Source organism: Cognatiluteimonas lumbrici (assembly GCF_006476065.1).
GTDB classification, from domain to species: domain Bacteria; phylum Pseudomonadota; class Gammaproteobacteria; order Xanthomonadales; family Xanthomonadaceae; genus Cognatiluteimonas; species Cognatiluteimonas lumbrici.
Genome location: NZ_ML636798.1, coordinates 1246280 through 1270841, shown reverse-complemented (window position 1 = coordinate 1270841; position 24562 = coordinate 1246280). Strand labels below are relative to the sequence as shown.

General features: G+C 69.9%; 22 protein-coding genes and 1 tRNA gene. 12 read left to right on the top strand and 11 right to left on the bottom strand.

Annotated features, from left to right (window positions below; genetic code table 11):
- Positions 1-170 precede the first annotated feature (170 nt).
- The 4 genes from E4F25_RS06120 to E4F25_RS06105 all read left to right on the top strand — a co-directional run bounded on the left by E4F25_RS06120 (position 171) and on the right by E4F25_RS06105 (position 9712).
- Positions 171-3146 (top strand): TonB-dependent receptor, encoded by a 2976-nt coding sequence (locus E4F25_RS06120; RefSeq protein ID WP_140909297.1) that lies wholly within the window; start codon positions 171-173, stop codon positions 3144-3146.
- Between the two features lie 210 nt (positions 3147-3356).
- Positions 3357-6461, top strand: a complete 3105-nt coding sequence (locus E4F25_RS06115; protein WP_140909296.1) for a TonB-dependent receptor — start codon at positions 3357-3359, stop codon at positions 6459-6461.
- A gap of 87 nt (positions 6462-6548) precedes the next feature.
- Positions 6549-8141, top strand: a complete 1593-nt coding sequence (locus tag E4F25_RS06110) for a tetratricopeptide repeat-containing sulfotransferase family protein (RefSeq protein ID WP_140909295.1) — start codon at positions 6549-6551, stop codon at positions 8139-8141.
- An 11-nt stretch (positions 8142-8152) separates the two neighbouring features.
- Positions 8153-9712: a tetratricopeptide repeat-containing sulfotransferase family protein gene (locus E4F25_RS06105; RefSeq protein ID WP_140909294.1), complete on the top strand. Its 1560-nt coding sequence runs from the start codon at positions 8153-8155 to the stop codon at positions 9710-9712.
- 70 nt (positions 9713-9782) lie between these two features.
- Here E4F25_RS06105 and E4F25_RS06100 read toward each other — a convergent pair whose 3' ends face one another.
- Both E4F25_RS06100 and hslO read right to left on the bottom strand, forming a co-directional pair.
- Positions 9783-10601: an XOO1806 family protein gene (locus E4F25_RS06100; RefSeq protein WP_407062825.1), complete on the bottom strand. Its 819-nt coding sequence runs from the start codon at positions 10599-10601 to the stop codon at positions 9783-9785.
- 137 nt (positions 10602-10738) lie between these two features.
- Positions 10739-11629, bottom strand: a complete 891-nt coding sequence (gene hslO, locus E4F25_RS06095; RefSeq protein ID WP_181168283.1) for an Hsp33 family molecular chaperone HslO — start codon at positions 11627-11629, stop codon at positions 10739-10741.
- A 63-nt stretch (positions 11630-11692) separates the two neighbouring features.
- Here hslO and mtgA point away from each other — a divergent pair, with 63 nt between their 5' ends.
- From mtgA to E4F25_RS06080, 3 genes are read left to right on the top strand one after another with little or no spacing between them, the layout of a single operon-like run.
- Positions 11693-12412: a monofunctional biosynthetic peptidoglycan transglycosylase gene (mtgA, locus tag E4F25_RS06090; protein WP_140909292.1), complete on the top strand. Its 720-nt coding sequence runs from the start codon at positions 11693-11695 to the stop codon at positions 12410-12412.
- Positions 12413-12432: 20 nt separating this feature from the next.
- The gene (locus E4F25_RS06085; RefSeq protein ID WP_140909291.1) at positions 12433-13452 is read left to right on the top strand and encodes a glycosyltransferase family 2 protein; all 1020 of its coding nucleotides are present in this window, start codon (positions 12433-12435) and stop codon (positions 13450-13452) included.
- Positions 13412-13840 carry a CBS domain-containing protein gene (locus E4F25_RS06080; RefSeq protein ID WP_140909290.1) on the top strand — a complete coding sequence of 143 codons (429 nt, stop codon included), beginning with the start codon at positions 13412-13414 and terminating at the stop codon, positions 13838-13840. Before E4F25_RS06085 ends, E4F25_RS06080 begins: the two co-directional genes overlap by 41 nt.
- Positions 13841-13863: 23 nt before the next feature.
- On the opposite strand, the gene E4F25_RS06075 is transcribed toward E4F25_RS06080, so the two are convergent.
- The 8 genes from E4F25_RS06075 to E4F25_RS06040 all read right to left on the bottom strand — a co-directional run bounded on the left by E4F25_RS06075 (position 13864) and on the right by E4F25_RS06040 (position 21204).
- Positions 13864-15837 carry an AsmA family protein gene (locus E4F25_RS06075; RefSeq protein WP_181168219.1) on the bottom strand — a complete coding sequence of 658 codons (1974 nt, stop codon included), beginning with the start codon at positions 15835-15837 and terminating at the stop codon, positions 13864-13866.
- Position 15838: 1 nt separating this feature from the next.
- Entirely contained in the window at positions 15839-16465 is a 627-nt protein-coding gene (locus E4F25_RS11465; RefSeq protein WP_181168218.1) for a hypothetical protein, read from the bottom strand.
- Positions 16466-16542: 77 nt separating this feature from the next.
- Entirely contained in the window at positions 16543-17457 is a 915-nt protein-coding gene (locus E4F25_RS06065; protein ID WP_140909289.1) for a glycosyltransferase family 9 protein, read from the bottom strand.
- A gap of 3 nt (positions 17458-17460) precedes the next feature.
- Positions 17461-19065 carry a peptide chain release factor 3 gene (locus E4F25_RS06060; RefSeq protein ID WP_140909288.1) on the bottom strand — a complete coding sequence of 535 codons (1605 nt, stop codon included), beginning with the start codon at positions 19063-19065 and terminating at the stop codon, positions 17461-17463.
- A gap of 21 nt (positions 19066-19086) precedes the next feature.
- Entirely contained in the window at positions 19087-20217 is a 1131-nt protein-coding gene (locus E4F25_RS06055) for an NHL repeat-containing protein (protein ID WP_140909287.1), read from the bottom strand.
- A 35-nt stretch (positions 20218-20252) separates the two neighbouring features.
- Positions 20253-20849: a DNA-3-methyladenine glycosylase gene (locus tag E4F25_RS06050; RefSeq protein WP_140909286.1), complete on the bottom strand. Its 597-nt coding sequence runs from the start codon at positions 20847-20849 to the stop codon at positions 20253-20255.
- Between the two features lie 29 nt (positions 20850-20878).
- Positions 20879-21070: a DUF3606 domain-containing protein gene (locus E4F25_RS06045; protein WP_140909285.1), complete on the bottom strand. Its 192-nt coding sequence runs from the start codon at positions 21068-21070 to the stop codon at positions 20879-20881.
- A 57-nt stretch (positions 21071-21127) separates the two neighbouring features.
- Positions 21128-21204, bottom strand: a tRNA-Met gene (locus E4F25_RS06040).
- Between the two features lie 135 nt (positions 21205-21339).
- On the opposite strand from E4F25_RS06040, the gene E4F25_RS06035 reads away from it, so the two are divergent.
- From E4F25_RS06035 to bfr, 3 genes are all read left to right on the top strand, one after another.
- Positions 21340-21918 (top strand): RNA pyrophosphohydrolase, encoded by a 579-nt coding sequence (locus tag E4F25_RS06035; protein ID WP_140910349.1) that lies wholly within the window; start codon positions 21340-21342, stop codon positions 21916-21918.
- A gap of 59 nt (positions 21919-21977) precedes the next feature.
- Positions 21978-22181 carry a (2Fe-2S)-binding protein gene (locus tag E4F25_RS06030; protein ID WP_140909284.1) on the top strand — a complete coding sequence of 68 codons (204 nt, stop codon included), beginning with the start codon at positions 21978-21980 and terminating at the stop codon, positions 22179-22181.
- A 141-nt stretch (positions 22182-22322) separates the two neighbouring features.
- Positions 22323-22793, top strand: a complete 471-nt coding sequence (gene bfr / locus E4F25_RS06025; RefSeq protein ID WP_140909283.1) for a bacterioferritin — start codon at positions 22323-22325, stop codon at positions 22791-22793.
- A gap of 1 nt (position 22794) precedes the next feature.
- On the opposite strand, the gene E4F25_RS06020 is transcribed toward bfr, so the two are convergent.
- The gene (locus E4F25_RS06020) at positions 22795-23373 is read right to left on the bottom strand and encodes a DUF4126 domain-containing protein (protein ID WP_140909282.1); all 579 of its coding nucleotides are present in this window, start codon (positions 23371-23373) and stop codon (positions 22795-22797) included.
- A 59-nt stretch (positions 23374-23432) separates the two neighbouring features.
- Here E4F25_RS06020 and E4F25_RS06015 point away from each other — a divergent pair, with 59 nt between their 5' ends.
- Together E4F25_RS06015 and erpA are read left to right on the top strand one after the other, a co-directional pair.
- Positions 23433-24152 (top strand): DUF6776 family protein, encoded by a 720-nt coding sequence (locus tag E4F25_RS06015; RefSeq protein ID WP_140909281.1) that lies wholly within the window; start codon positions 23433-23435, stop codon positions 24150-24152.
- Between the two features lie 57 nt (positions 24153-24209).
- Complete coding sequence (gene erpA / locus E4F25_RS06010) at positions 24210-24560, top strand: iron-sulfur cluster insertion protein ErpA (RefSeq protein WP_140909280.1); 351 nt, start codon at positions 24210-24212, stop codon at positions 24558-24560.
- Positions 24561-24562 lie beyond the last annotated feature (2 nt).

Sequence of the window (24562 nt, the reverse complement as noted above, 5' to 3'; positions counted from 1 at the left end):
GTGCCGGCGACCCGGAAGCCCCGGTGACCTGGCGGGGGCCGCGTGATAAGTAATTAATTCGTAAGGGGGTTGTTAAGGATTTGTTGCCTGTTCTATAGTCGAGCGGTCATGCCTTCCGGTTTTGACGCAATTGCGCACCAACCAAGTCCTTAATAAGGGGTTATCAATCAATGGCTTCCAAGCAACTCGCCAAGAGCCTGAAGCGCAGCACCCTGACCGTTGCACTGGGTCTGTGCTTCGTTGGCGCCGTCCACGCCCAGTCGAACACCTCGGGTGCGATCGTGGGCATGGCCGACTCGGGTGAGACCATCACGGTCACCAACCCGAACACCGGCTACAGCCGCACCATCACCGCTTCGGCGGACGGCAGCTACCGCTTCTCGGCCCTGCCGCCCGGTTCCTACACCGTCGTCGATTCCGACGGCACCCAGCGCAACGTCACCGTGTCGGTCGGCACGTCCTCGACGGTCGACTTCACCGGCGCCGGCGCCGGCGCGACCACCCTGGGCACCGTGACGGTCGTCGGCAGCAGTGCCGTCAACCCGATCGACGTGTCCTCGGTCGAGTCCACCACCATCCTCACCGAGCAGCAGATCGACCGCCTGCCGGTGCAGCGCAACACGACCGACGTCGCCCTGCTGGCGCCGGGCACGGTGCGCGGCGACAACCGCTTCGGGAACGTCGCTTCGTTCGGCGGTTCCTCGCCGGCCGAGAACGTGTACTACATCAACGGCTTCAACGTCACCAACATCGTGACCGGCCTCGCCTTCAACCAGCTGCCGTTCGAGGCGCTGGCCGAGCAGCAGGTCAAGACGGGTGGCTACGGCGCCGAGTTCGGCCGTTCGCTGGGCGGCGTGGTCAACATGATCACCAAGCGCGGCACCAACGAGTGGAAGTTCGGCGTCAACGCCATCTGGTCGCCGGGCAGCCTGGACGCGGGCGACCGCTTCGCCTACGACCCCGAGCGCGACGGCACCTACACCGTCGAGCGCGGCGCCGAGACCGACTCGCTGGTCTACAACCTCTATGGCAGTGGTCCGCTGATCAAGGACAAGCTGTTCATGTTCGCCCTGTACCAGGGCGAGGACATCACCATCGATGACCGCTACGAGGGTGGCAGCAGCACGACCGACCAGAGCTCCCCGCAGGGCCTGATCAAGCTGGACTGGAACATCAACGACAGCAACGCGCTGGAGTTCACCGCGTTCCGCGACACCCGCGAAGCGCACACCCAGTACTACCAGCGCGAGCCGGGCGACCTGGGCATCGGCGGCGGCACGCCGCTGGGCACCCTGGACACCACCCGCGGCGGCGACAACTACATCCTCCGCTGGACCGGCTACCTGACCGACACCTTCACCCTGTCGGCGCTGTACGGCCGTGGCGAGTACTCGCGCGGCAGCGTCGACTCGCAGTCGGCCACCTGCCCGATCGTGATCGACAACCGCAGCAGCGCCGTCGTCGGCCCGCTGGGCGTTGCCGGTTGCTGGGTCAACTCGGTCATCGGCATCCCCGATGCCGGCGACGTGCGCAAGGCCTGGCGCGTGGACGGCGAGTGGGTGCTGGGCGACCACCTGGTCAAGTTCGGCCTCGACCGCGAAGAGTTCGACACCTTCGACGGCTCGTCCTACTCGGGCGGCGGCTACTGGCTGTACAGCAACGCCACCCCGGGCGGCACGCTGAACAACGGCGCCACCGTGCCGGCGGGCGTGACCGAAGTGGTCCGTTTCCGCGCGTTCGAAAACGGCGGCAACTTCGTCACCAAGAACTCCGCCTGGTACATCGAGGACAGCTGGCAGGTCACCGACAACTTCATCGCCTACCTGGGCGTTCGCAACGAGTCGTTCCAGAACCTGAACTCCCTGGGCGGCGCCTTCATCGACGTCAAGAACACCTGGGCCCCGCGCCTCGGCTTCTCCTGGGACGTGAAGGGCGACTCCACCCTGAAGGTCTTCGGTAACGCCGGTCGCTACTACATCCCGGTGTACGCCAACACCAACGTTCGCCTGGCCGGTTCGGAAAGCGACTACTTCGAGTACTACAGCTTCACCGGCATCGACCCGGAGACCGGCATCCCGACCGGCCTGACCCAGATCGGCGAGCGCCACGTCACCAGCTCCGGCGGCGTGCCCGACCCGAAGACGGTGGTCGACAACAACATCTCGCCGCTGTACCAGGACGAGTACATCCTCGGCTTCCAGGCCCAGCTGAGCGACCTGTGGTCGGTCGGCATTCGTGGCATCAGCCGCGACCTGAAGTCGGGCATGGACGACATCTGCCCGTACGACGAGCCGTACGAGTGGGCGATCTCCGAGGGTTACACCGAGGACGAGGCCGGTGCCATCGCCAGCGCGGTGAACCACTGCTTCCTCACCAACCCGGGCAAGGACCTGTCGATGAACGTCGATCTCGACGGCAGCGGCAACCTGACCACGATCGTGATCCCGGCCGAGGCCCTGGGCCTGCCGGAAGCCACCCGCAAGTACGAGGCCCTCGAGTTCTTCTTCGAGCGCGCCTGGGACGAGAAGTGGTTCCTGCAGGGTTCCTACACCTACGCCAAGTCCAAGGGCAACACCGAGGGCTACGTGAAGTCGGACATCGCCCAGGACGACGCCGGCATCACCCAGGACTTCGACTACCCGGGCCTGATGGACGGTTCCTACGGCTACCTGCCGAACGATCGTCGCCACACGCTGAAGCTGTTCGGCGCCTACCAGGTCACCGACGAGTTCCGCGTCGGCGCCAACCTGCTGGTGCAGAGCGGCCGGCCGTACAACTGCTTCGGCGTCTACCCGGCCGATGGCCCGGACACCGGCGCTCCGTTCTACGGCGTGGCCTCGTTCTACTGCGGCACGGACGTCGAGGACGCGTACCCGAACACGCTGGTGCCGCGCGGTACCGCTGGCCGGGTGCCGTGGCAGCAGACCCTCGACCTCAACCTGACCTACGAGCCGAACTGGGCCGAAGGTCTGCGCCTGGGCATGAACGTCCGCAACGTGTTCGATTCGGACGATTACACCCGCGTGGTCGAGAGCGCCGAGACGGGCTCGCGTGCGCCGCTGTACTCCTACCTGCACCCGCGTGGCTACGTGGCCCCGCGCAGCGTGGAGTTCGTGGTGCAGTACGAGTGGGGCGCGGGCAACTAAGCCTCCCTCTGCAAGCTGCAAGACCAGGACCGCCGGCCTCGTGCCGGCGGTCTTTTTTTGTGCGCCGCACCATAAATGGGTGGGTAATGCAAGGGGGTGGTGAGGGGGTTGTTAAGGATTCGTTGGGTGTTCTATAGTCCGGACGTCACTTGCCCGATCCGGCTTTGACGTGCAGTCGCGGTCCCTTTATCAATCCATTTGGGGGTAACAATGGCTTCCACGCATTTCGCCAAGAGCCTGAAGCGCAGCACCCTGGCCGTCGCGCTAGGGGTGTGCTTCGTCGGCGGCGCCTATGCCCAGTCGAACACCGCCGGTGCCGTCACCGGTGCGGCCGACCCGGGCGACGTCATCACCATCAGCAACCCGGCGACCGGCTTCAGCCGCACGGTCACCGTGGGCGCGGATGGCAACTTCCGCTTCCCGGCGCTGCCGACCGGCGAATACCAGATCAGCGAGAACGGCGGCGAGCCGCGCATGATCCGGGTCAACGTCGGCGTCGCGTCGAACGTGGACTTCAGCAGCGGCGCGACCACGCTGGGCACGGTGACGGTCGTCGGCTCGAACGTCGTCAACCCGATCGACGTGTCGTCTGTCGAGTCCACCACGATCCTGACCGCCGAGCAGATCAACCAGATCCCGGTGGCGCGCAACACCACCGCGGTGGCGCTGCTGGCGCCGGGCACCGTGCGCGGTGACGCCGCCTTCGGCAACCTGGCCTCCTTCGGCGGCGCGTCGGTGGCCGAGAACCAGTACTACATCAACGGCTTCAACGTCACCAACACCTTCCGCAACCTCAACTTCGGCGCGATCCCGTTCGAGGGCGTGGCCGAGCAGCAGGTGAAGACCGGTGGCTACGGCGCCGAGTTCGGCCGCTCGCTGGGTGGCGTGGTCAACCAGATCACCAAGCGCGGTACCAACGAGTTCACCGCCGGCGGCAACATCTACTGGGAGCCCGAGTCGCTGCGCGAGGAAGTCAAGAACACCTACTACTCCAATCCGCTCACGCCCAACGACTTCGGCAACCTGCGCCAGGACAACTCGGCCGACACGCAGGACAGCTGGACCGCGAACGTGTGGGCCGGCGGCGCGCTGGTCAAGGACCGCCTGTTCTACTACGGCCTGATCTCGTACGGCCGCCAGGACAACGAGACCTGGGGCAGCGTCCAGTCCACCACCAACACCTCGTCGCGGCGGAAGTCCCCGACTTGGCTGTTGAAGCTCGACTGGAACATCAACTCCGACAACATCCTGGAGTTCACGGCGTTCTCGGACGAGAGCGAGACGGTGACCCGGAACTACCACAACACCCCGGGCGAGTTCGACCGCTTCGACTACTCGGGTGACGACGTCGCCGAGTCGGGTGGCGAGAACTACATCCTCAAGTACACCGGCTACCTGACCGACAGCTTCACCCTGTCGGCCCTGTACGGCCAGAGCAAGTTCTCGCGCTCCACCTACGTGACCGATGCGCAGGGCAACGTCGGCTTCTACGACGGTACCTTCACCGTGCCGACCCCGGGCGTCGCCCCGAGCGACAACTGCTCGGTGGTGATCGACTCCCGACCGGCGTACCGGACCAACGTCAGCGGCATCTACAGCGGCTGCTCGATCAGCAACGGCACGTTGCAGGACATCAACTCCGGCGACGAGCGCCAGCAGTTCCGCCTGGACGGCGAGTGGCAGCTGGGCAGCCACCTGATCCGCTTCGGCTACGACTCGGACGAGTACGAGTCCCGCGCCGGTGCCGCGCGCGAGGGCGGCTACCAGTGGACGTACCTGACCAGCACCAACGGCACCCCGGCCGATACCTCGGACGACTTCGACGTGGCCCGCCTGCAGTACACCAGCCAGGGCGCGACGGTGAAGGTCAAGCAGCACGCCTACTACATCGAGGACAGCTGGAACATCACCGACAATTTCGTCGCCTACCTGGGCGCGCGCTGGGATACGTTCGAGAACATCAACGGCCAGGGCGACACCTACGTCAAGATCAACGACCAGTTCGGCCCGCGCCTGGGCTTCAGCTGGGACGTGAACGGCGACTCGAGCTTCAAGGTGTTCGGTAACGCCGGCCGCTACGCCCTGCCGCTGACCCCGTCGGTGGCCGTGCGCGGTGCCTCGGCCTCGCTGTTCACCCGCGAGGACTTCCAGCCGGCCGATGGCGAGAGCTTCTTCATCATCGATCCGGAAACCGGTGCGCCGCTGAACGCGGTGTCGCGCGGCAACTTCCGCTTCATCAACGCCGAGACCGGCGGGCCGAAGGTCGCCGCCACCATCGCGTCGAAGAACCTCAAGCCGATGTACCAGGACGAGTACATCCTGGGCTTCCAGAAGCAGATCAACGAGCACCTGTCGGTCGGTACCCGCGGCATCTTCCGCGACCTGAAGGCCGCCATCGACGACAACTGCGACTACGGCCCGGTGCTCGACTCGCCCGATTCGCCGTTCACCTTCGATCCGGACATCGGCTTCTGGGTGGACGAGAATGGCGAGTACCCGGCGCTGCCGTTCGTGGACCCGCTGAACACCGGCTTCCCGTACTGCCGCATGTTCAACCCGGGCGAGGACGCGATCTTCGTCACCGACTTCTACGGCGACGGCAACCTGACCGAGGTCCACGTGGACGGCAGCCTGCTGTCGCCCAAGGCCAAGCGCACCTACAGCGCGCTCGAGTTCTTCTTCGACGGCCGCTGGGATCGCATGTTCATGCAGGGCTCCTACACCTACGCCAAGTCCAAGGGCAACACCGAGGGCGGCGTGAAGTCGGACATCGGCCAGGCGGACACCAACGTCACCCAGGACTTCGACTACTACGAGCTCACGGTCGACACCTACGGCTACCTGCCCAACGACCGCCGCCACAGCCTCAAGCTGTTCGGCGCGTACGAGGTCACCGACGAGTTCACCCTCGGCGGCAACCTGCTGGTGCAGTCGGGCCGTCCGCTGAACTGCCTGGGCGTGCTGGACACCAATCCGGGCGCGGGCTACGCGCCGCATCCGTACGGTTCCTCGTTCATGCGCTGCAGCCCGAGCGGCGACGCCACGCTGGACGACTCGGTAGCGGTGCCCCGCGGCACCAGGGGCCGGCTGCCGTGGACCACGCAGATCGACCTGAGCGCGTCCTACCGTCCGAACTGGATGGAAGGCCTGCAGTTCAAGGTGGATGTGTTCAACATCCTGAACTCTCAGAAGGTCACTTCGGTGATCGAGACCGCGGAGGTCTCGGCGACCGGTGCCGCCTCCAACACCTACCTGCTGCCGGCGTCCTTCCAGCAGCCGCGGTCGGTGCGCTTCATGGTCCAGTACGACTTCTGAGCCGCGAGGCAGGAAGTGTTGCAAGGACGGCCGCCTCCGGGCGGCCGTCTTCTTTTTGCTAGATTGGTTCCCGGAGGTCCGTAGCCGATGCCACCCAGTCTCGAGCCGCAGTGGCTCGCCGCTCGCGACCACGAGACGCGCGGCGAGCAGGACGCGGCCCGCGCCATCTACCACGCCATCCTCGAGGGGGATCCGACCCAGGCCTTCGCGTGGCATCGGCTGTCCGCGCTGGATTCGTTGCAGGGGCGCTACCGCGACGCGCGCGCCGCGGCCCGCAAGGGCGCCCGGATCGCGGTGACGCACGCGCGCTGGCGGGCCTTGCCGTGGCTGACGCGCCAGTTGCTGGGCTTCGACGATCGCATCGAGGTGCGCGAGCGGATCGAGGCCGCGGACTGGAACCATCCGCTGGTGTTGTCGCAATCCGCGGTGCTGGCGCAGCAACTGTGGCTCGCCGACGCCCACGAGGCCGGGTTGCGCCTGGCCGAGCACGGGCTGCGGGCGGCGCCACGCAGCCACCTGCTGCACTACGTGCGCGCCAACCTGCTACGACACCTGGGACGTTCGGCCGAGGCGACGGCCGCGTTCGAGCAGTGCATCGCGCTCGCCCCGGGCTTCGCGGAAGCGCATTGGGCGCTGGCGCACCACCAGAAGTCGGATCCGCCGGGCGCCCGCGTGGCGCGGGTGCAGGCCGCGCTGCGGGCCGCGTCCACGCAGGCGGGGAAGGATCCGCTGGCCGCGGCGCACCTGGGCTATGCCCTGTTCCGGGAACTGGATGATGCGGGACGGACCGACGCCGCGTGGGAGGCGCTCGCGACCGCCGCCGCGGCGATGCGCGGCACCCTGCGCCATTCCCCGGAGCGCGAGCGCGCCACCGTGGAAGCGCTGCGCGCGGCATTCCCCGAGCCGCTGCCGGCCCCGTCGGCGCCGCCGGGCCAGCCGACCCCGGTGTTCATCGTCGGCATGCCGCGCACGGGCACCACGCTGCTCGAGCGCATCCTCGGCAACCACAGCCGCATCGCCGCGGCCGGCGAACTCAACACGTTCGGGGCGTGCATGGCCGAGGCCCTGGACCGCCAGTTCCCCGTACCGCCGCCCGCCGGCATGGTGCCGGACGCCGCGGCGCTGGACCTGGCCGCCGTCGGCGCCGACTACCTCGAGCGCACCGCGTCCCGCTACGACGGCCATGACTACCTGCTCGACAAGAATCCGCAGAACGTCTTCAACGCCGGCTTCATCGCGCGCGCGCTGCCGCAGGCACGGATCCTGTGCCTGCTGCGCAACCCCATGGATGCCTGCTTCTCCAACCTCAAGGAGCTGTTCCCCGGCGGCGACTACGCCTACAGCTACGACCTCGACGAACTCGCGCAGCACTGGGCGTGCTTCCGCGACCTGGTGGCGCACTGGCAGGCGGTGCTGCCCGGGAGGTTCATGGCGATCGAATACGAAGCGCTGGTGGCCGAACCTGAGCGCGTCGCCGGCGAGGCGATGGCCTTCTGCGGCGTCGGCTACGAACCCGGGTGCGCGGACATCACGCGCAACACCGCGCCGGTCTCCACGGCCAGCAGCTCGCAGGTGCGACGGCCGATCCACCGCGATGCGGTCGGCGCCTGGCGCCGCTACGCGGACCGGCTCGCGCCGCTGCAGGCGCGGCTGCGCGGGGCCGGTGCGGAATTGGGCTAGGATTGGCGCGCATGGAACCGCAGGCATTGTGGCAACGGGCGCTCCGCCACGCCGACAACCGGGAGTGGGAGGAGGCCAAGGCCTGCTTCAACGCGATCCTCGCGCAGCGGCCGGACGACCCGGCGGTCCTGACCCAGCTGTCGTACCTGCATTCGCTCGGCGGCCAGTACCGCTCGGCGCGGACCGCGGCGCTGCGCGCCAGCACCAGCACGATGCCGATGCCCCCGCAGGTGCTGACCAAGCTGCTGCCACGGCTGCGGACCTTCAACGAGGCCGCCGCCTTCCACCGCCTGCTCGACCGGCTCGGGCCGCCGTCGCGGATGCCGATCCCGCAGTTGCTGGCGTGCGCCGCGCAGCTCAGCTATTTCAACCAGCAGGAACAGGCGCTGGAGTTCCTCGACGAGGCCAGGCGCGCGGACCCGGACTATCCGGCCACGCTGATGTCGCGGGCGCAGGTGCTGACCTACCTCGCGCGCTTCGCGGAAGCCGAGCGCGACCTGCTGCGCAGCATCGCCCGGGCACCGGAGCTCGCGCACGCGTACTGGCTGCTGTCGCGCCTGCGCAAGTGGACCGTGGACGACAACCACGTGGACGCGATCCGGGCGCAGCTCCGGCGGCCGGGGCGGAAGCCGACCGACATCGTGCTGCTGGCCTACGCGCTGCACAAGGAACTCGACGACCTCGGCGACCACGAAGGCGCGGCCGCGGCGCTCGACCAGGCCTGCCGCGCGCGGCGGGGAACGCTGGACTACAGCAGCGAGGAGTCGCGCCGCCTGTTCGATGCGCTGGTGGCCTTCGAGCCGCCGGCCGGGGCCGCCCCGCATCCGGTCGAAGCCGCGGCGGGCACGCGGACGCCGCTGTTCATCGTCGGCATGCACCGCTCCGGCACCACCTTGCTCGAGCAACTGCTGGACGGGCACGGCGAGGTCCGCGGCATCGGCGAACTCTACGACTTCACCGCGCAGATGCGCTATGCCACCGACCACCACTGCCGCGGCGTCATCGACGCCACCATCGTCGCGCGCGCGCCCGACGCGGACTTCGCCGGCGTCGGGCGCGGCTACCTGGACGGCGTCGCCTGGCGTCTGGGCAAGGAACGCTGCTTCACCGACAAGCTGCCGTCCAACTTCCTCAACATCGGCTTCATCTGCAGCGCGCTGCCGCAGGCGCGGATCCTGCACATGGTGCGCGATCCGGTGGAGGTGTGCTTCTCGAACCTGCGCGAACTGTTTTCCGAAGCCAACCCGTATTCCTACGACCAGCGCGAGCTCGCGGCCTACTACCGCGGATACGAGCGCCTGATGGCGCACTGGCACGAGCGCTTCCCCGGGCGGATCCTCGACGTGGACTATGCGGAACTGACGCGCGACCCGGAAGCGGTGATGCGGCGGGTCACCGCGTTCTGCGGGCTCGGGTTCGAGCCTGCCATGCTCGACATCCAGGGCCGCGAACGCGGCGTGGCGACCGCGAGCGCGGTGCAGGTCAGGCAGGGGATCGTGGCGCGGGACAAGCCGAAGTGGGCGCCGTACGCGGAGTACCTGGCGCCCTTGATCGAGGCGTTGGAGGAGTGAGGAAAAGCTCGCCCCTCATCCGGCGCTTCGCGCCACCTTCTCCCCGCGGGCGGGGAGAAGGGCAGGGACGTCAGAGGTCCTGCTCGTAGCGGACGTAGGGCACGGTGCCTTCGCCGTCGTCCGTGCCCATCGAGAACGGGTTCTTGCCGCGGGTGACGACGTTGTCGGCGCCGACGGTGAGCTGGCCGCTCCACGGGGTACGCCAGGTCAGTCCGAGGCCGAGGCCGGTGAACGAGGGCGAGTCGCCCGGGGTGTCCACCACGTGGCCCACGATGCTGGCGCCGAACGCGCCAATGCCGCCGCCGATGCTCAGCGACTTGGTGTCCCACTGGCTGGCGAACGCCGGCGCCTGCGACACCGGCACCAGGCGCGCCTTGGCCACGGTTCCGGCGATCGAGACGAAGCCTTCGCTGCCGACGTCCTTCTGCGCGAACACGGTGAGATCGTTGACGTCCACCTGGCTGCGGGTACCCGGCGTCATCCACGCCGGCAGCGTGTCGCGGCCGGTGCTCGTCGAGACGCCGACGCGGGTGCCGGCGCGGCTGAACGCGGCGGTCGCGGCGGCACGCCGGCTGGCGTTGCGATCCGCGAGCCCGTCGCCGAGGGCGGCCAGCAGGCAGTTGTTGGGCAGGCTGCCGAGGGTGGCGGCATTGCCGCGGCGGTTGCACAGCAGGGCCAGCGAGTCGCCGGCCTGCAGCCCGAAGGTGGCGTCGAGGGTGGTGTTGCCGAAGCGCAGCTTGCTGCCGACCTGCGGAGCCTCGGTGGGCTCGAGCACGAGGTAGCCCTCGAGCTTGCCGCTGGCGTTGTTCCACACCGGCAGCCAGGTGCTGTCGGAAGGCCGCGTCTGCGCACCCGCTGTCGCGGCCACGCAAGCCAGCAGCAGCACCAGGAGCGACGATTTCAGCAGCCGGGAGTTCATGGCAGGTGTGACCGTGACGGTTCGGTCGAGTTCCCACTGGCAGGGACCCGAGACTAGCCGATTTATGTTTCTTTAACAATGAAGCGGCCGTGAAGGCCGCCGTGGCGTCATTGCAGGCCGGCGGGGGCGTCGCTGGTGGGCTCGGGCTGCGCGAGCAGGGCCTCGATTTCCTCCGGGTCGAAATGGTAGCGCTCTCCGCAGAACTCGCAGCGGACCTCGGCGCGTCCGTCCAGCACCGCTGCCCGGGCCTCCTCGCCGCCGAGCGATCTCAGCATCGAAGAGACGCGCTCGCGCGAACACGAGCATCCGAAGCGCAGGGCCCGCCCGCCGAGGACCTGGACGCCTTCCTCGTGGAAAAGCCGGTGGAGCAGGGTGGCCGCAGGGAGCTCCAGCAACTCTCCCGGGCTGAGCGTGTCGAACAGCAGGCTGGCCCGGTTCCAGCCGTCCTCGTCGCCTTCGTCGCCGGGCAGCTTCTGCAGTAGCAGGCCGGCGGCGCGGCTGTCGTCCGCCGCCAGCAGGATCCGGGTCGGGAGCTGCTCGGACTGGCGGAAATAGCCTTCGAAGGCGCCGGCGAGGGAGTCCGCCTCGAGTCCGACGAGCCCCTGGTAACGCACCGGGTCGCGGCCCGGTGCGGAGGGGTTCTCGATGGTGATCGCGAGCAGGGCGTCGTCGCCGCCGAGCCGGCGCAGGTCGCGGCTCGCGGGCGGCTCGCCCTCCACCTGGGCGATGCCGCGCACGGTCCCGGCCGCGGTGCACTCGGCGAACAGGGTGCGCAGCGCCCCCTGGCCGCGCAGCTGCACCGAGAGGCGCCCGTCCACCTTGGCGTGGCCCGTGAACAGCGCGGCGGCGGCGAGCGCCTCGCCGAGCAGCTCGGTCACCGCAGGGCCGTGGTCGTCCCGGCTGCGAACTTGCGTCCAGGACTGGTCGAGGTGCACGCGCACGCCGCGCACGCCGGCGGCGGGCAACAGGAAGCGCGTGAGGGCGTCGTGGTCGTGCAGCGGCTCGGTCATGGCAATAATGGCGTCGTCGGGGCGAACCGGTTCAATGGGGGCGGAGACGCGATGGGGCAAGCACGCAAGCCGGGACGCCGGCGCCGATGGCTGCGCTGGCTGTGGCGGCTCCCGCTGCTGTTCGTGGCGGTGACGGTGCTGCAGGTGCTGGCATTGCGCTTCGTCGACCCCCCGTTCTCCGCGTTCATGGTTGCGCGCCAGTTCGAGGCGGTGGCGGCGGGGGACTTCGGCTATCGCATCGCCTACGACTGGCGCGACCTCGAGGCCATGGCCCCGAGCCTGCCGCTGGCCCTGGTGGCCGCCGAGGACCAGCGCTTCCCGCAGCACCATGGCTTCGACCTCGAGGCGATCCAGGACGCGCGCGCCAGCAACGCCAGGGGACGCAAGGTGCGCGGCGCCAGCACCATCACCCAGCAGGTGGCCAAGAACCTGTTCCTGTGGAGCGGGCGCAGCTGGGTGCGCAAGGGCATCGAAGCCTGGTACGCAATGCTGATCGAACTGTTCTGGCCCAAGCACAGGATCCTCGAGGTCTATGCCAACGTCGCCGAGTTCGGCGACGGTGTGTACGGTGCGCAGGCGGCGGCGCGCACCTGGTTCCACCGCGACGCGGCCGACCTGACCCGGGCGCAGTCGGCGCGGCTGGCCGCGGTGTTGCCCAGCCCGCGCCGCTACAGCGTCGCCAACCCGGGGCCCTACGTGCAGCGCAGGACCCGCGGCATCGAGCGCCAGATGCGCCAGCTCGGGAACGATTACCTGTCGGGCCTGGAATGACCGTGCCCTACAATCCCGGCATGACCCAGGACCGGCTCACGGTGGTGGTGGCGGCCTTCGACGAGGCCGAGTCCCTGCCGTCGCTGCACGAACGCATCGCCACGGTGCTCGACGCGCTGCGCGCCGACGGCGTGGACGGCCGCATGCTGTACGTGGACGACGGCAGCCGCGACGGCACCTGGAGCGTGCTGCAGGCGCTCGCCGCGCGCGACCCGCGGGTCGCCCTGCTGCGGCTGTCGCGCAACTTCGGCAAGGAAGCGGCGCTGACTGCCGGGCTCGACCAGGTCACCGAGGGCGCGGCCCTGATCCTGGACGCCGACGGCCAGGACCCGCCGGAACTGATCCCGCGCTTCGTCGAGCGTTGGCGCGAGGGCTACGACGACGTCCATGGCACCCGCACCGCGCGCGCCGGCGAAGGCCTGCTCAAGCGCGGCTCGGCGCACCTGTTCTACCGCGTGATCGGGCGGCTCTCGCGCACGCCGATCCCCCAGGACACCGGCGACTTCCGCCTGTTGTCGCCGCGCGCGCTGGCGGCGCTGCGCGAGCTGCGCGAACGCCACCGGTTCATGAAGGGCCTGTTCGGCTGGGTCGGGTTCAACCAGGTGGCGATCCCGTACCAGCGCGACGCCCGGCTGGCGGGGAACAGCAAGTTCAACCTGTGGCGGCTGTGGAATTTCGCGCTGGAGGGCATCACCAGCTTCTCCACGGCGCCGCTGCGGCTGGCGACCTACCTGGGCGTCGCGACCGCGCTGCTGGCGTTCGTGTATGCGGTCTGGATCGTGCTCAAGGCGCTGTTCTGGGGCGACCCGGTCGCCGGCTGGCCGACGATGATGGCGGTGATCCTGCTGCTGGGCGGGGTCCAGCTCGTGGCGCTGGGCCTGATCGGCGAGTACCTGGGCCGCCTGTACATGGAGTCCAAGCAGCGCCCCCTGTACGTGGTGGAGTCGTGGCGGCCGGCCGGGGTATGCTCGGGGCAGTCCCCTGTCGAAGGAGATGGCCATGCGCACCGTACGGCAGTTGCTGGAGGGCAAGGGGCCTGAGGTCCACTCGATCGGCCCGGACGCGCCGGTGATCGATGCGATCCGGCTGATGGCGGAGAAGTTCATCGGCGCGTTGCTGGTGATGGACGGGCCGAAGCTCGTCGGGATCGTCTCGGAGCGCGACTACGCGCGCAAGGTGGTGTTGCAGGGACATTCCTCGCGCGAGACCCCGGTGCGCGCGATCATGACCTCGCCGGTGGTCGGGGTGTCGCCCGACGACAGCGCCGAGCGCTGCATGCAGCTGGTCACCGACCGGCGCATCCGCCACCTCCCGGTGCTCGAGGGCGAGTCGGTGGTCGGCGTGGTCTCGATCGGCGACCTGGTCAAGGCGGTGATCGAGGACCAGCAGCTCGAGCTGGACCACCTGCAGCGCTACATCGCCGGCTGACCTGTAGGAGCGGCGCTCCTACATCATTTGGCGTACTGCCCGCCGCAGTTGGAGTCTTCGCCCGGCCCGAGTTCCAGGGTGGCCAACAGTGCCGCCGGCGGGGCGATGTTGCCGAGCGCGAGCGCGATCGCCGCCCGCAGGCCCACGCGGCCGTAATCGGGGTGGAAGCGTGGCTGCTTGAACGTGCCCTCGACGATCAGGGGTGAGCGCAGCGACAGCAGGCTCCGGTCCTTGGGGCGCGGGCGCAGCCTGAGGTCCAGCGTTTCCTGCTCGAGGCTGATCGTGCCTTCGCCGACGATGATGGTATCGGTGGTGTCGAATGCCAGCGCGCGCGTCGTCATCAGGCCGTCCTGGACCGCGAAGTCGCCGAACGCGCAGCGGATCGGGATCTGGCGGTCGCCCTGGACCAGGAACTTGAGCGACTCGGCGATGTCGAGGCCGGCGAGCTCCATGATCAGGTTGCTGATCCGGCCGCGGCCCATGCCCACCGCCGCGTCGCCGTTGCTGGTGCCGAGCATGCCGGCGATCGAATTGCCGGATCCCGCGAGCGTGATGTCGCCGCCGATGCGGCCGACGGCCTGCTGCGCGAGTTCGGCGTCCGGGAGCATCGGGCCGAGCTCGAGGCCGCGAGCATGGACCGCGGCGCGGGTGCGGATCGGCGACTCGCGCGCGTCCATGCGGATGGTCGCGCGGATGTCGCCACCGGCAACGCCGAAATTGAGCGGGTCGAGCCGCAGCACGCCGCCTTCCAGCAGCAGGTGCGCGTCCATGTCGTCGAGCGGCAGCTTCGGTGCCTCGATGCGCGCAGCCCTCAGCCGCACGTCGGCGTCCATCGCGCGCAGCTTCTCGAGGTTGTAAGGGGTGTCCGGAAGCAGTTTCGGGCTGGCGCGTTGCTGTTGCGCCTGCGCGGCCAGCTCCCGGTTGGTGGTCTCGCCGCTGTCCGGGGCGGCGCCGACGAAGCCGGCGAGGTCGTCGAAGTCCAGCTTCTTCGATGCCAGGTTCGCGCGCAGGAACGGGCGCGCGCCACCGGTGGTGACGCTGGCGTCGCCGCGCAGGTCGCTGTCGCCGACGGTCCCGGTGAAGCCGTCGTAGTGCCAGGTGGTGCGCTTGCCTTCGATGTCGCGGGTGAAGTGGCCGTCGAGGGAGTAGGGCGGCGTCGGCGGGAGGGCGATGCCGAGCAGCGGGTACAGGTCGGCCAGGTCCTCGCCGGAGAGCGCGAGCTGCAGGTCGAAGTCGCGGAACCGCAGCGGATCGAGCAGGGTCCCGCGCGCGTGCGCGGCGGTGGCGCCGGCCCGCGCACGCGCATCGATGCGATACGGGCTGTCCGGATCCTGCAGGTCGAGCGGGGATTCCGCCCGGCCCTCGAGGGTGAACGCGCTGCCTTTCCAGTGGCCCTTGCCCTCGACCACGATCGGCGGTGCCTGCTCGCCCTCTCCGGCGGCAACGCTGTCCACGCTGACGTCCACGTCGGTCTTGCTGGCGGGATCGCGGAAGGTCAGGTGGCCGTCGTTGATCCACAACCGGCGCAGTTGCAGGTCGGCGCCGCCGCCGTCGTCCTCGGGCAGGAAGTCCCAGTTGCCGCCCTGTTCGCCCTTTTGCAGGCGGAGCACCGGCCGGTGCAGCCGCACCAGCGGGATGCGCACGCGGCGCGCGAACAGCGGCTTGACCGCGATGTCGATCGCGACCCGCTCGGCTTCCGCCATGTCTTCGTCGCCCGCCCAGTCGGCGTTGCCGAAGCGCACGTCGCCGGCGGTCACGGTGGTGGTCCAGCCGAGGTCCACGTCGAGGTTGCCGCGGATCTGGAACTCACGCCCGGTGCGTGCTTCCACCTGGCGCTCGATCGGCCCCTTGAACCAGTTCCAGTCCCAGAACGCGACCAACAGCGCGATCGCGGTCGCGAGCACGCAGAGCAGCGCGAGCCAGGGATGCCGCCGCACTGCCGCCAGCGCCCGCTGCGGCATCGGCTCCGGGGCTGCGGGCGTGGCGCTGTCGTCCATCTCAGGCGGGACTGCAGGCCAGCTCGTTGGTGCGATCGCCCTGGGACAGGTGCGCCGCGTCGTCGCCGACGGTGAAGAACAGCGTGCCGCCGGTGTACACGGGCGGGGAACTGCCGGTCACGCGCGAGAGGTCCACTTCCTGGCCGTCCGGCAGCGCCACCCGCGCGCGCCCGTCCTCGAACACGACCACCTCGGTGTCGGGCTCGCAGGCGTAGCGCATGGCCACGGCGGCGGCTGCGCCCTCGTCGCCCGTCGCGTCGCAGGCGAGCGGGGCGTTGCCGCCGTCGTGCACGACGATGGTGTCGCCGTCGTGCTCGACGGACACGGTGTCGCCGACGTAGGCGTCGCCATCGGGGCCGGACGCGGACTCGGCCTTCGGCAGCCTGGCGGTGCGGCCGTCCGGCCAGCGCACGGTGACCTCGTCGCGACCCCAGTCGAGCTCGAGGCGGGTGCCGTCGGTGCAGGTGAACGCGCCTGGCGTGGCGGTGGCCGATGGCGGCGTGTCCGCGACCGGGCCGGCATCGGCATCGGTGGCGGATGGCGCCGCGGCTTCGTCCGTGCCCGGCTGGCATGCGCAGGCGGCGGCACACAGGGTGGCAAGCAGTGCGGTCCGGATGGAACGATGCATGGCGATCTCCTGGTGTCGGAAGGCATGAGAAGACGCGGGAATGCTGGCGCACGCGCCGTTGTCGCGTGGTGAGGGCGTCACGCGTCCTTCGCGCGGACGGCCGCGTGCACGGCCTCGGCGTCGAGCGAGGCCAGGGGCGTGGCCACCAGTGCCTCGAAGCGCGGCGGACGCAGGATGCCCACCCGCTGCGGCGAAGCGCCGCGCCCGTCGAACAGGGCGATGCCGCGGCAACCGAGGTGCGCGGCCAGATGGGTCGGCCCGCTGTCGTTGCCGACCACCAGGCCGGCGCCGAGCAGCACGCTGGCCAGCCGGGGGATGGTGAGCGGGCGGCCGTCGTCGAGCAGCACTTCGCCGGGCATCGCGCCAGGCGCATCCATCTCGTCGGGGCCGGGAACGCTTACGACCTGCCAGCCGTCCGCCGCCAGCTGTTGCGCGAGCGCCGCATAGCCCGGCCAGCGCTTCTGCGGATGGCGCGCCGATGCCCCGGGCAGCAACACCGCATAGCGCGGGCCCAGGCGCGCGGCAAGCGCCGACGGCAAGGGTTCCGCGAGCCACGCCGGGTCCGGGTCGCGCGCGTGCACCGGCGCGATGCCAGCGGCCGCGAGCTGGCGCGCATGCCGTTCCAGCACCGGCGTGGCCGCGTCGCCGCGCCCGCTGGCGGACTCGCCGATCGCCCATGCCGGGCCGGGCAGCAGCCAGCGGCGATAGAAGGCGGTACGGCGCGAGTTCTGCAGGTCGTGCACGCGGGCGAAGCCGCGTCCGCGCAGGGTGCGCGCGAGCGTGGCCATGCGGTCGAGCCGCCAGCGCGGCGCGTTGTCGTCCACCACGACTTCGTCCACGTGCGGGCAGCGCGCCATCAGCGCCGCGAACGGGCGTCGCGTCAGCAGCACGAGGCGGTCGCCACGGTGGTGCGCGCGGAGATCGCGCAGCGCGCCGTCCGCCAGCAGCAGGTCCCCCAGTGCGCCTAGCTTGACGACCAGGACCGTGGCCACGGCTCAGTCCAGCGCGAGCGCTTGCGCGTGCTCGCGGGTGGCGCGAAAGCGCACGTCCGGTGCGCGCTCCTCGGCGAGCTGCAGGTTGACCCGCGTCGGCGCCAGGTAGACCAGCTGGCCGGCACCGTCGAGCGCCAGGTGCTGGGCGTTCTTCTCGCGGAACTGTTCCAGCTTGCGGGCATCGTCGCAGTGCACCCAGCGCGCGGTCGCGACCTGCACCGGTTCGAACACCGCCTCCACCCCGTACTCGTCCTTGAGCCGGTAGGCGGCGACGTCGAACTGCAGCGTGCCCACCGCGCCCAGGATCAGGTCGTTGGACATCAGCGGGCGGAAGAACTGGGTCGCGCCTTCCTCGCTCAGTTGCGCCAGGCCCTTGTGCAGCTGCTTGAGCTTGAGCGGGTCGCGCAGGCGCGCGCGCCGGAACAGCTCCGGCGCGAAGTTGGGGATGCCGGTGAACGACAGCACTTCGCCTTCGGTGAAGCTGTCGCCGATCGAGATGGTGCCGTGGTTGTGGATGCCGATGACGTCGCCGGCGTAGGCGCTCTCGGCGATCTCGCGGTCGCTGGCCATGAAGGTGAGCGCGTTGGCCAGCTTCACTTCCTTGCCGCTGCGCACGTGGAAGGCCTTCATGCCGGCCTTGAACTCGCCCGAGCACACGCGCATGAACGCCACGCGGTCGCGGTGCTGCGGGTCCATGTTGGCCTGGATCTTGAACACGAAGCCGCTGAGCCCGGGTTCGGTCGGCGCGACCTCGCGGGTCGTGGTCGCGCGCGGCCGCGGCGACGGCGCGTGCTTGACGAAGAAGTCGAGCAGCGGCTGCACGCCGAAGTTGTTGACCGCGGAGCCGAAGAACACCGGGGTCTGCTCGCCGCGCAGGTATGCGTCGAGGTCGAAGGGATGCGACGCGCCCTGCACCAGCTCCAGCTCGTCGCGCAGCTCGGACAGCATCTGCGCGCCGATGCGTTCCTCCAGGCGCGGATCGTCCACGGACGGGAAGATGGTCGAGTCCTGGCGGGTGAAGTTGCGGCCCTGCTCGTACAGGTGGACCTCGCCGCTGACCAGGTGGACCACGCCCTTCAGGCGCTTGCCCATGCCGATCGGCCAGGTCACCGGCGCGCACTGGATGCCGAGCACCGATTCCACTTCGTCCAGCAGCTCGATCGGCTCGCGGCCCTCGCGGTCGAGCTTGTTGATGAAGGTCATGATCGGCGTGTCGCGCAGCCGGCAGACCTCCATCAGCTTGATCGTCCGCTCCTCGACGCCCTTGGCGACGTCGATCACCATCAGCGCGCTATCCACCGCGGTGAGCACGCGGTAGGTGTCCTCGCCGAAGTCGGCGTGGCCGGGGGTGTCGAGCAGGTTGACGATGCGTCCGGCGTACGGGAACTGCATCACCGAGGAGGTCACCGAGATGCCGCGCTCCTTCTCCAGCGCCATCCAGTCGGACGTGGCGCTGCGGGTGGTCTTGCGCGACTTCACCGAGCCGGCCATCTGGATCGCGCCGCCGAACAGCAGCAGCTTCTCGGTCAGCGTGGTCTTGCCCGCGTCGGGGTGGGAGATGATGGCGAAGGTGCGGCGGCGCGCGGCTTCTTGCGCAATGTCAGGCATACCGAATTATACGCAGGCGACTCAGAGGCAGGCCTGGTCCAGCCCCAGCGCGGCGGCGACGTCGCGCAGGTCGAACGCGGCCACCGAGGCGTCGTCGTTCACCGCGTACAGCGCGCCGCCCGGGAACCGCCGCGTGGTCGCGCCGTGCAGCGCGATGCCGTCGGTGAAGGCGGTGCGCAGGCCCTGGAACGTACCGCTCGGAGCGAGCGAACGACGCTCGAACAGGTGGAAGCGGGTGAGCGGCGCGAGCTGGTCCACCGCGACCCAGTAGCCGCCGCCCCCGGGGCAGTCCCAGAGCGCCACGCCCTCGGCCTCGGCGGCGAAGCTGCCGGCGGGCAGGCTGCGTCCGGTGAAGCGGCCCGCCAGGGTGTATTCGCGCAGGGTCGAGCCGCGTCCGCCGGCGTGCCCCTCGCGGTCCTCGTCGGCGACCAGCAGGCGGTCGTTGGCCGGGTCGCCGCCGATCGATTCCACGCGGCGCAGGGCGTACTCCTCGCGGGTGTCGCCGAAGGCGCCGGTGTAGCGCGCACGGAGGCGTCCGTCCTGGTCGAACTGCACGCGGAAGCGGCGCACGCGCTGCGCCAGCTCGTGCAGCGGCGGGACCACGTCGTAGCGCTCGCCGTACATGAAGCTGTCGGTGACGTAGGCCTGCAACTCGCCCGGCTCGGTCTCGTCCAGCCAGATGCCGTACGGGCTGCGCAGGTCGTCGTCGCCAAAGCTGCCCAGGGCCTCGAAGCCGGGCAGGGCCAGCACCTGCACGCGATGGTTGTCGCGCTCGACCACGAACAGGCGGTCGCCGAACACCGCGAGCCCGTTCGGGCGCTTGAAGCGGCCCGGTTCGGCGCCCTGCCCGCCGACGGTGCGCAAGCGCGCGCCGGTGTCGCCGTCGTAGACCACCAGGCGGTGGCTGGACTTGGCGCTGGCGATGACCCAGGTGTCGCCCTCCGGCGTGGTCCAGGCCGCCAGCGAATCGAGTTCCTCGCCCGGGGAGACTTCCGATTCCCAGGCCTCGGCCACGTCGCGCACGACCGAAACCGGCGCGGATGCCGATGCCGGCGGCGCGGACTGGATGGCTTCGGGGGCGGGTTTGGGGGCGGCCGCGCAGGCGGCCAGCAGGAGCGCGGCGCAGGCGCCGGCAAGGAGGCGGTTTTGCATGGCGCGGATTATGCCTTGGCGGGGCCCGGCCCGGACTACCTGGAAACGTGACGATGTCCCGGAACGTGCCATCGCCACGGATGCTCGCGTCCCTGGCTGATGCCGATGCGCGGTCCGGACACCGCGTCCGCGGGTGGCGGTAGGCCGTCGCTGGCGATGCGGACGCCGCGATCGTTGCGCACGAGGTCGGCACCGTCGAACTCGCCGGTAATGCCGAGGGCCTGCGCAAGCTTGCCCGGTCCGTTGGCGAGGTCGCGATCGGTCCGCGCGCGCGGGCGCAGCGCACGCATCGCCTCGATGCCGGTCAACGGTTCCAGCGCGCGGATCAGCACGCCGACGCCTTCGTCGACCTCGCCGCACACGGCGTTCGCGCACCAGTGCATGCCGTAGGTGAAGTAGACGTACATGTGCCCCGCCTCGCCGAACATGGTGGCGTTGCGCGCGGTCTTGCCGCGGTAGGTGTGCGCGGCCGGGTCCTCGGCGCCGCAGTAGGCCTCGACCTCGACGATGCGGCCGGCGCGCCCGTCGTCGCGCACCAGCAGCTTGTTCAGCAGTTCCGGCGCGACCTCGCGCGGGTCGCGCCGGTAGAAGCGGCGGGGAAGGGTGCTCCAGCGCGCGGGCCTGCCATCCATGGCCCCATTATCGCCGTCCCGTGGCCGCGTCAGTGCAGGCCTTCGCGGCTCGCCAGGTAACGCTCCACTTCGTCGACCGAGGGGCCGACGTCCTCGACCGCGCTGCGCAGCGCGTCCTCGTCGATGCCGAAGCGCTGCGACCAGTAGCGCACTTCGTAGTCCTGTTCCAGGGAGATGCGGCTGCGGTCCTGCGGGCCGCGGTCTGCGGTGTTGTCGGGCATGGGGGCTGCTCCGCGTGGGGGAGCGCCGAACATAGGAAGCGGGCCGTCATGGCGGCGTGGTGGCTATGGGTGGACTCGAACCACCGACCCCAGCATTATGAGTGCTGTGCTCTAACCGGCTGAGCTACATAGCCAGATCGGCCGCGCGAGGCGCGGCGAACCCGTAATTTTCCATGCCCCCGGCCCGTCCGTCAATTGCCGCGGGCCGCGCTTGTCGCCCTGCCCGGGGCATGGCATTGTCCCTCGCAGTGCATTCTGGAGTCCGCATCGTGATCGATCCGGACGGTTACCGACCGAACGTCGGCATCGTGTTGATGCGCCCGGACGGCCGGGTGTTCTGGGCCAGGCGCGTGCGCCGCGACGGCTGGCAATTCCCGCAGGGCGGGATGAACACCGACGAGACGCCGCTCGAGGCCATGTACCGCGAGCTGCGGGAAGAGACCGGGCTGCAACCCGAACACGTCGCCGTGCTGGGCGTGACCCCGGGCTGGCTGCGTTACCGGCTCCCCCAGCGCGCCATCCGCCGCAACGACCGCATCGTCTGCATCGGCCAGAAGCAGGTCTGGTTCCTGCTCCAGTTCGCGGGCGAGGAGTCGGACCTGCGGCTGGACCTGACCGACAAGCCGGAGTTCGACCAGTGGCGCTGGGTCGACTTCTGGTACCCGATGGACCACGTGGTGGCGTTCAAGCGCGGGGTCTATGCCAGCGCCCTGCGCCACCTGGCGCCGTTCGCGAGGCAGATCGCCGGTGCGGGGGCCATCCCGCCGATGGCCGTCGAGCGGCGCCTCGGACGTGGCGCCCGCCGCGGCGCCTTGGCCGGAGCGGGGCGCAAGCTCACCCGCGATTGAGTTTGACAATGATTCTCATTTGAGGGGAGAATGCGCCGTCCCCGGCCATTCCCCCGCCCATGTACGTCTGTATCTGCAACGGTGTCACCGACCACGAGATCCGCGAGGTGGCGGCGGCCGGCTGCGGCACCCTGCCCGAACTGACCATGCGCACCGGCTGCGGCGCCACCTGCGGGTCCTGCCTGGACCAGGCCCAGCAGATCCTCGACGAGGTGCGGGCCCTGCGCGAACTGGCGCTGCCGGTGCTCTCCGAAGCCGCCTGACTGCGGGAGCGGCCCTTGGCCGCGATCGCGCGCAAGGCGCGCTCCCACACGCCGCCTTACAAATGCTTTCGATTCGCGTTTCGTCATGGTTTCCGCGGCGGGGCTAGGATCGGGGCATCCCCACCGCAGGAGGCGCAGGCCATGAAGGGCGACCCCAAGGTCATCGAGCACCTCAACAAGGCGCTGTACAACGAACTGATCGCGATCAACCAGTACTTCCTGCACGCCAAGATGCTGAAGAACTGGGGGCTGAAGGAACTCGCCGAGCACGAGTACCAGGAATCGATCGACGAGATGAAGCATGCGGACAAGCTGTCCGAGCGCATCCTGTTCCTGGACGGCCTGCCCAACTTCCAGAACCTCGGCAAGCTGCGCATCGGCGAGTCGCCGGTGGAAGTGCTGAAGGCGGACCTGGCGCTCGAGTACGACGGGCTGCCGACCCTGAAGGAAGCGATCGCGTACTGCGAGCAGGTCGGCGACTACGCCAGCCGCGAGCTGTTCGTCGAGATCCTCGAATCCGAGGAAGAGCACATCGACTGGATCGAGACCCAGCTCGACCTGGTCGCGCGCCTCGGCGAGCAGAACTACCTGCAGACCAAGATCGAGGACTGAGTCAGGGCTTCGCGGGCCGCAGCCCGGCCCGCACCAGCCGCCACAGCCACCACACCGTGGCGGCGATCAGCACGCTGACCCCGACCACCAGCGCCAGCGCCAGCCACGGGTGCGCGAAGGCGAGCGCCAGCGCCCCGACCACGGCCGCGTCCTCGCCGACCGAGGCGGTCCAGTTGCTGACCGGCTCCGGCGAGGTGTTGAGCAGCGCCCGCGAGCCCGACTTGAGCAGGTGGCTGGCCAGCGCGACCCCGGCGCCGGTGGCCAGCATGCCGGCGCCGAGCTCGCCGTCGGGCGAGATCGCCGAGGCCGCGAGGAACGCGCCCGCCGGGACCCGCAGCAGCGTGTGCAGCAGGTCCCACATCGAATCCACGCCCGGAATCTTGTCGGCGAAGAACTCCGCGAGCGCGAGCGCCCCGGAGGTGCCGAGCACCCACGGCGACTGCACCACCTCCAGCGCCGGCGGCAGGTCCAGCCAGCCGAACCAGCCGGCGACGCCGAGGCCGAACACGGTCAGGTAGACGCGGATGCCGGCCAGCCAGGCCAGCAGGATCCCGATCACGAACAGGTGGGCCTCGGACATGCTTCCCTCCTCGGGCGCCGCTCTCCTCGGGCTTCTGCCCGGCATGCTATACCGGGACGGTGAGCGAGACGCCAACAACGGAAGCGGGCGGCACCCGGCCGCAGGGCCACGGGCACGGCCTCGCCTACGCGCTGGTCGCCGTGTTCCTCGCGGCGCTGGCGTTCGGGGCGTGGGGCCTGTGGGCCACGTTCGGGCCGCGCCCGAACGACGCGCGCGCCACCATCCGCGCGCAACAGCAGCGGATCGCCGAGCTCGAGCAGGCGGTGGCCACGCTGTCGCGCTCGGACCAGATCAGCCGCGACGCCAACCGCGAGCTCCAGGGCACCCTGGCCGAGCGCGACGAGGAGATCGCCGGCCTGCGCGCCGACGTCGCCTTCTACGAGCGCTTCGTCGGCAGCACCGCGCAGCGGCACGGCCTCAGCGTGCACCAGCTCCAGCTGCAGCCGCAGGCCGCGTCCGGGACCTGGCACTTCACCGCCACCCTCACCCAGAACCTGAACCGCGGCGCGGTCAACCGCGGCCGGCTGACGCTGTCGGTCGAGGGCACCCGCGACGGCAAGCTGGAGGAGCTGGACTGGGGCGACCTGCGCCAGGGCAGCAGCGCGCCCGGGGTGGACTATTCGTTCAAGTACTTCCAGCAGGTCGAGGGCGACATCCTGCTGCCGCCCGGGCTGCAGCCGATCCGCGTGACCGTGCACCTGGAACCGGCGCGGGGCGCCGCGGTCGAGCAGTCCTTCAGCTGGGAGGAGGCGACCGCACGGCCGCAGCAGCGCGGTTGAGGCGTCATGACGGTTGCACGGTTGAATAGGCGCGCCGCGCGCCCCATCCTTGTACGCATGGACACCTACCAGTCGCTGTCGCGCCCGCTCGAGTTCACGCCCGCGGCGGCCGCCAAGGTGCGCGAGCTGATCGCCGACGAAGGCAACCCCGCGCTGAAGCTGCGCGTCTACATCCAGGGCGGCGGCTGCTCGGGCTTCCAGTACGGCTTCGAGTTCGACGAGCAGCAGGCCGACGACGACCTCGCGATCGAGACCGACGAGGTCGTGCTGCTGGTGGATCCGCTCAGCCTGCAGTACCTGATGGGCGCGGCGGTGGACTACACCGAGAGCCTGCACGGGGCGCAGTTCGTGATCCGCAACCCGAACGCCAAGAGCACGTGCGGCTGCGGCAGCAGCTTCACGATGTAGGG

What these genes read in the sequence shown, in the direction of transcription:
- E4F25_RS06120 (WP_140909297.1), top strand. Translation starts at nt 171, where the DNA reads ATGGCTTCCAAGCAACTCGCCAAGAGCCTGAAGCGCAGCACCCTGACC.
- E4F25_RS06115 (WP_140909296.1), top strand. Translation starts at nt 3,357, where the DNA reads ATGGCTTCCACGCATTTCGCCAAGAGCCTGAAGCGCAGCACCCTGGCC.
- E4F25_RS06110 (WP_140909295.1), top strand. Translation starts at nt 6,549, where the DNA reads ATGCCACCCAGTCTCGAGCCGCAGTGGCTCGCCGCTCGCGACCACGAG.
- E4F25_RS06105 (WP_140909294.1), top strand. Translation starts at nt 8,153, where the DNA reads ATGGAACCGCAGGCATTGTGGCAACGGGCGCTCCGCCACGCCGACAAC.
- mtgA (WP_140909292.1), top strand. Translation starts at nt 11,693, where the DNA reads ATGGGGCAAGCACGCAAGCCGGGACGCCGGCGCCGATGGCTGCGCTGG.
- E4F25_RS06085 (WP_140909291.1), top strand. Translation starts at nt 12,433, where the DNA reads ATGACCCAGGACCGGCTCACGGTGGTGGTGGCGGCCTTCGACGAGGCC.
- E4F25_RS06080 (WP_140909290.1), top strand. Translation starts at nt 13,412, where the DNA reads ATGCGCACCGTACGGCAGTTGCTGGAGGGCAAGGGGCCTGAGGTCCAC.
- E4F25_RS06075 (WP_181168219.1), bottom strand. Translation starts at nt 15,837, where the DNA reads ATGGACGACAGCGCCACGCCCGCAGCCCCGGAGCCGATGCCGCAGCGG.
- E4F25_RS11465 (WP_181168218.1), bottom strand. Translation starts at nt 16,465, where the DNA reads ATGCATCGTTCCATCCGGACCGCACTGCTTGCCACCCTGTGTGCCGCC.
- E4F25_RS06060 (WP_140909288.1), bottom strand. Translation starts at nt 19,065, where the DNA reads ATGCCTGACATTGCGCAAGAAGCCGCGCGCCGCCGCACCTTCGCCATC.
- E4F25_RS06055 (WP_140909287.1), bottom strand. Translation starts at nt 20,217, where the DNA reads ATGCAAAACCGCCTCCTTGCCGGCGCCTGCGCCGCGCTCCTGCTGGCC.
- E4F25_RS06050 (WP_140909286.1), bottom strand. Translation starts at nt 20,849, where the DNA reads ATGGATGGCAGGCCCGCGCGCTGGAGCACCCTTCCCCGCCGCTTCTAC.
- E4F25_RS06045 (WP_140909285.1), bottom strand. Translation starts at nt 21,070, where the DNA reads ATGCCCGACAACACCGCAGACCGCGGCCCGCAGGACCGCAGCCGCATC.
- E4F25_RS06030 (WP_140909284.1), top strand. Translation starts at nt 21,978, where the DNA reads ATGTACGTCTGTATCTGCAACGGTGTCACCGACCACGAGATCCGCGAG.
- bfr (WP_140909283.1), top strand. Translation starts at nt 22,323, where the DNA reads ATGAAGGGCGACCCCAAGGTCATCGAGCACCTCAACAAGGCGCTGTAC.
- E4F25_RS06020 (WP_140909282.1), bottom strand. Translation starts at nt 23,373, where the DNA reads ATGTCCGAGGCCCACCTGTTCGTGATCGGGATCCTGCTGGCCTGGCTG.
- erpA (WP_140909280.1), top strand. Translation starts at nt 24,210, where the DNA reads ATGGACACCTACCAGTCGCTGTCGCGCCCGCTCGAGTTCACGCCCGCG.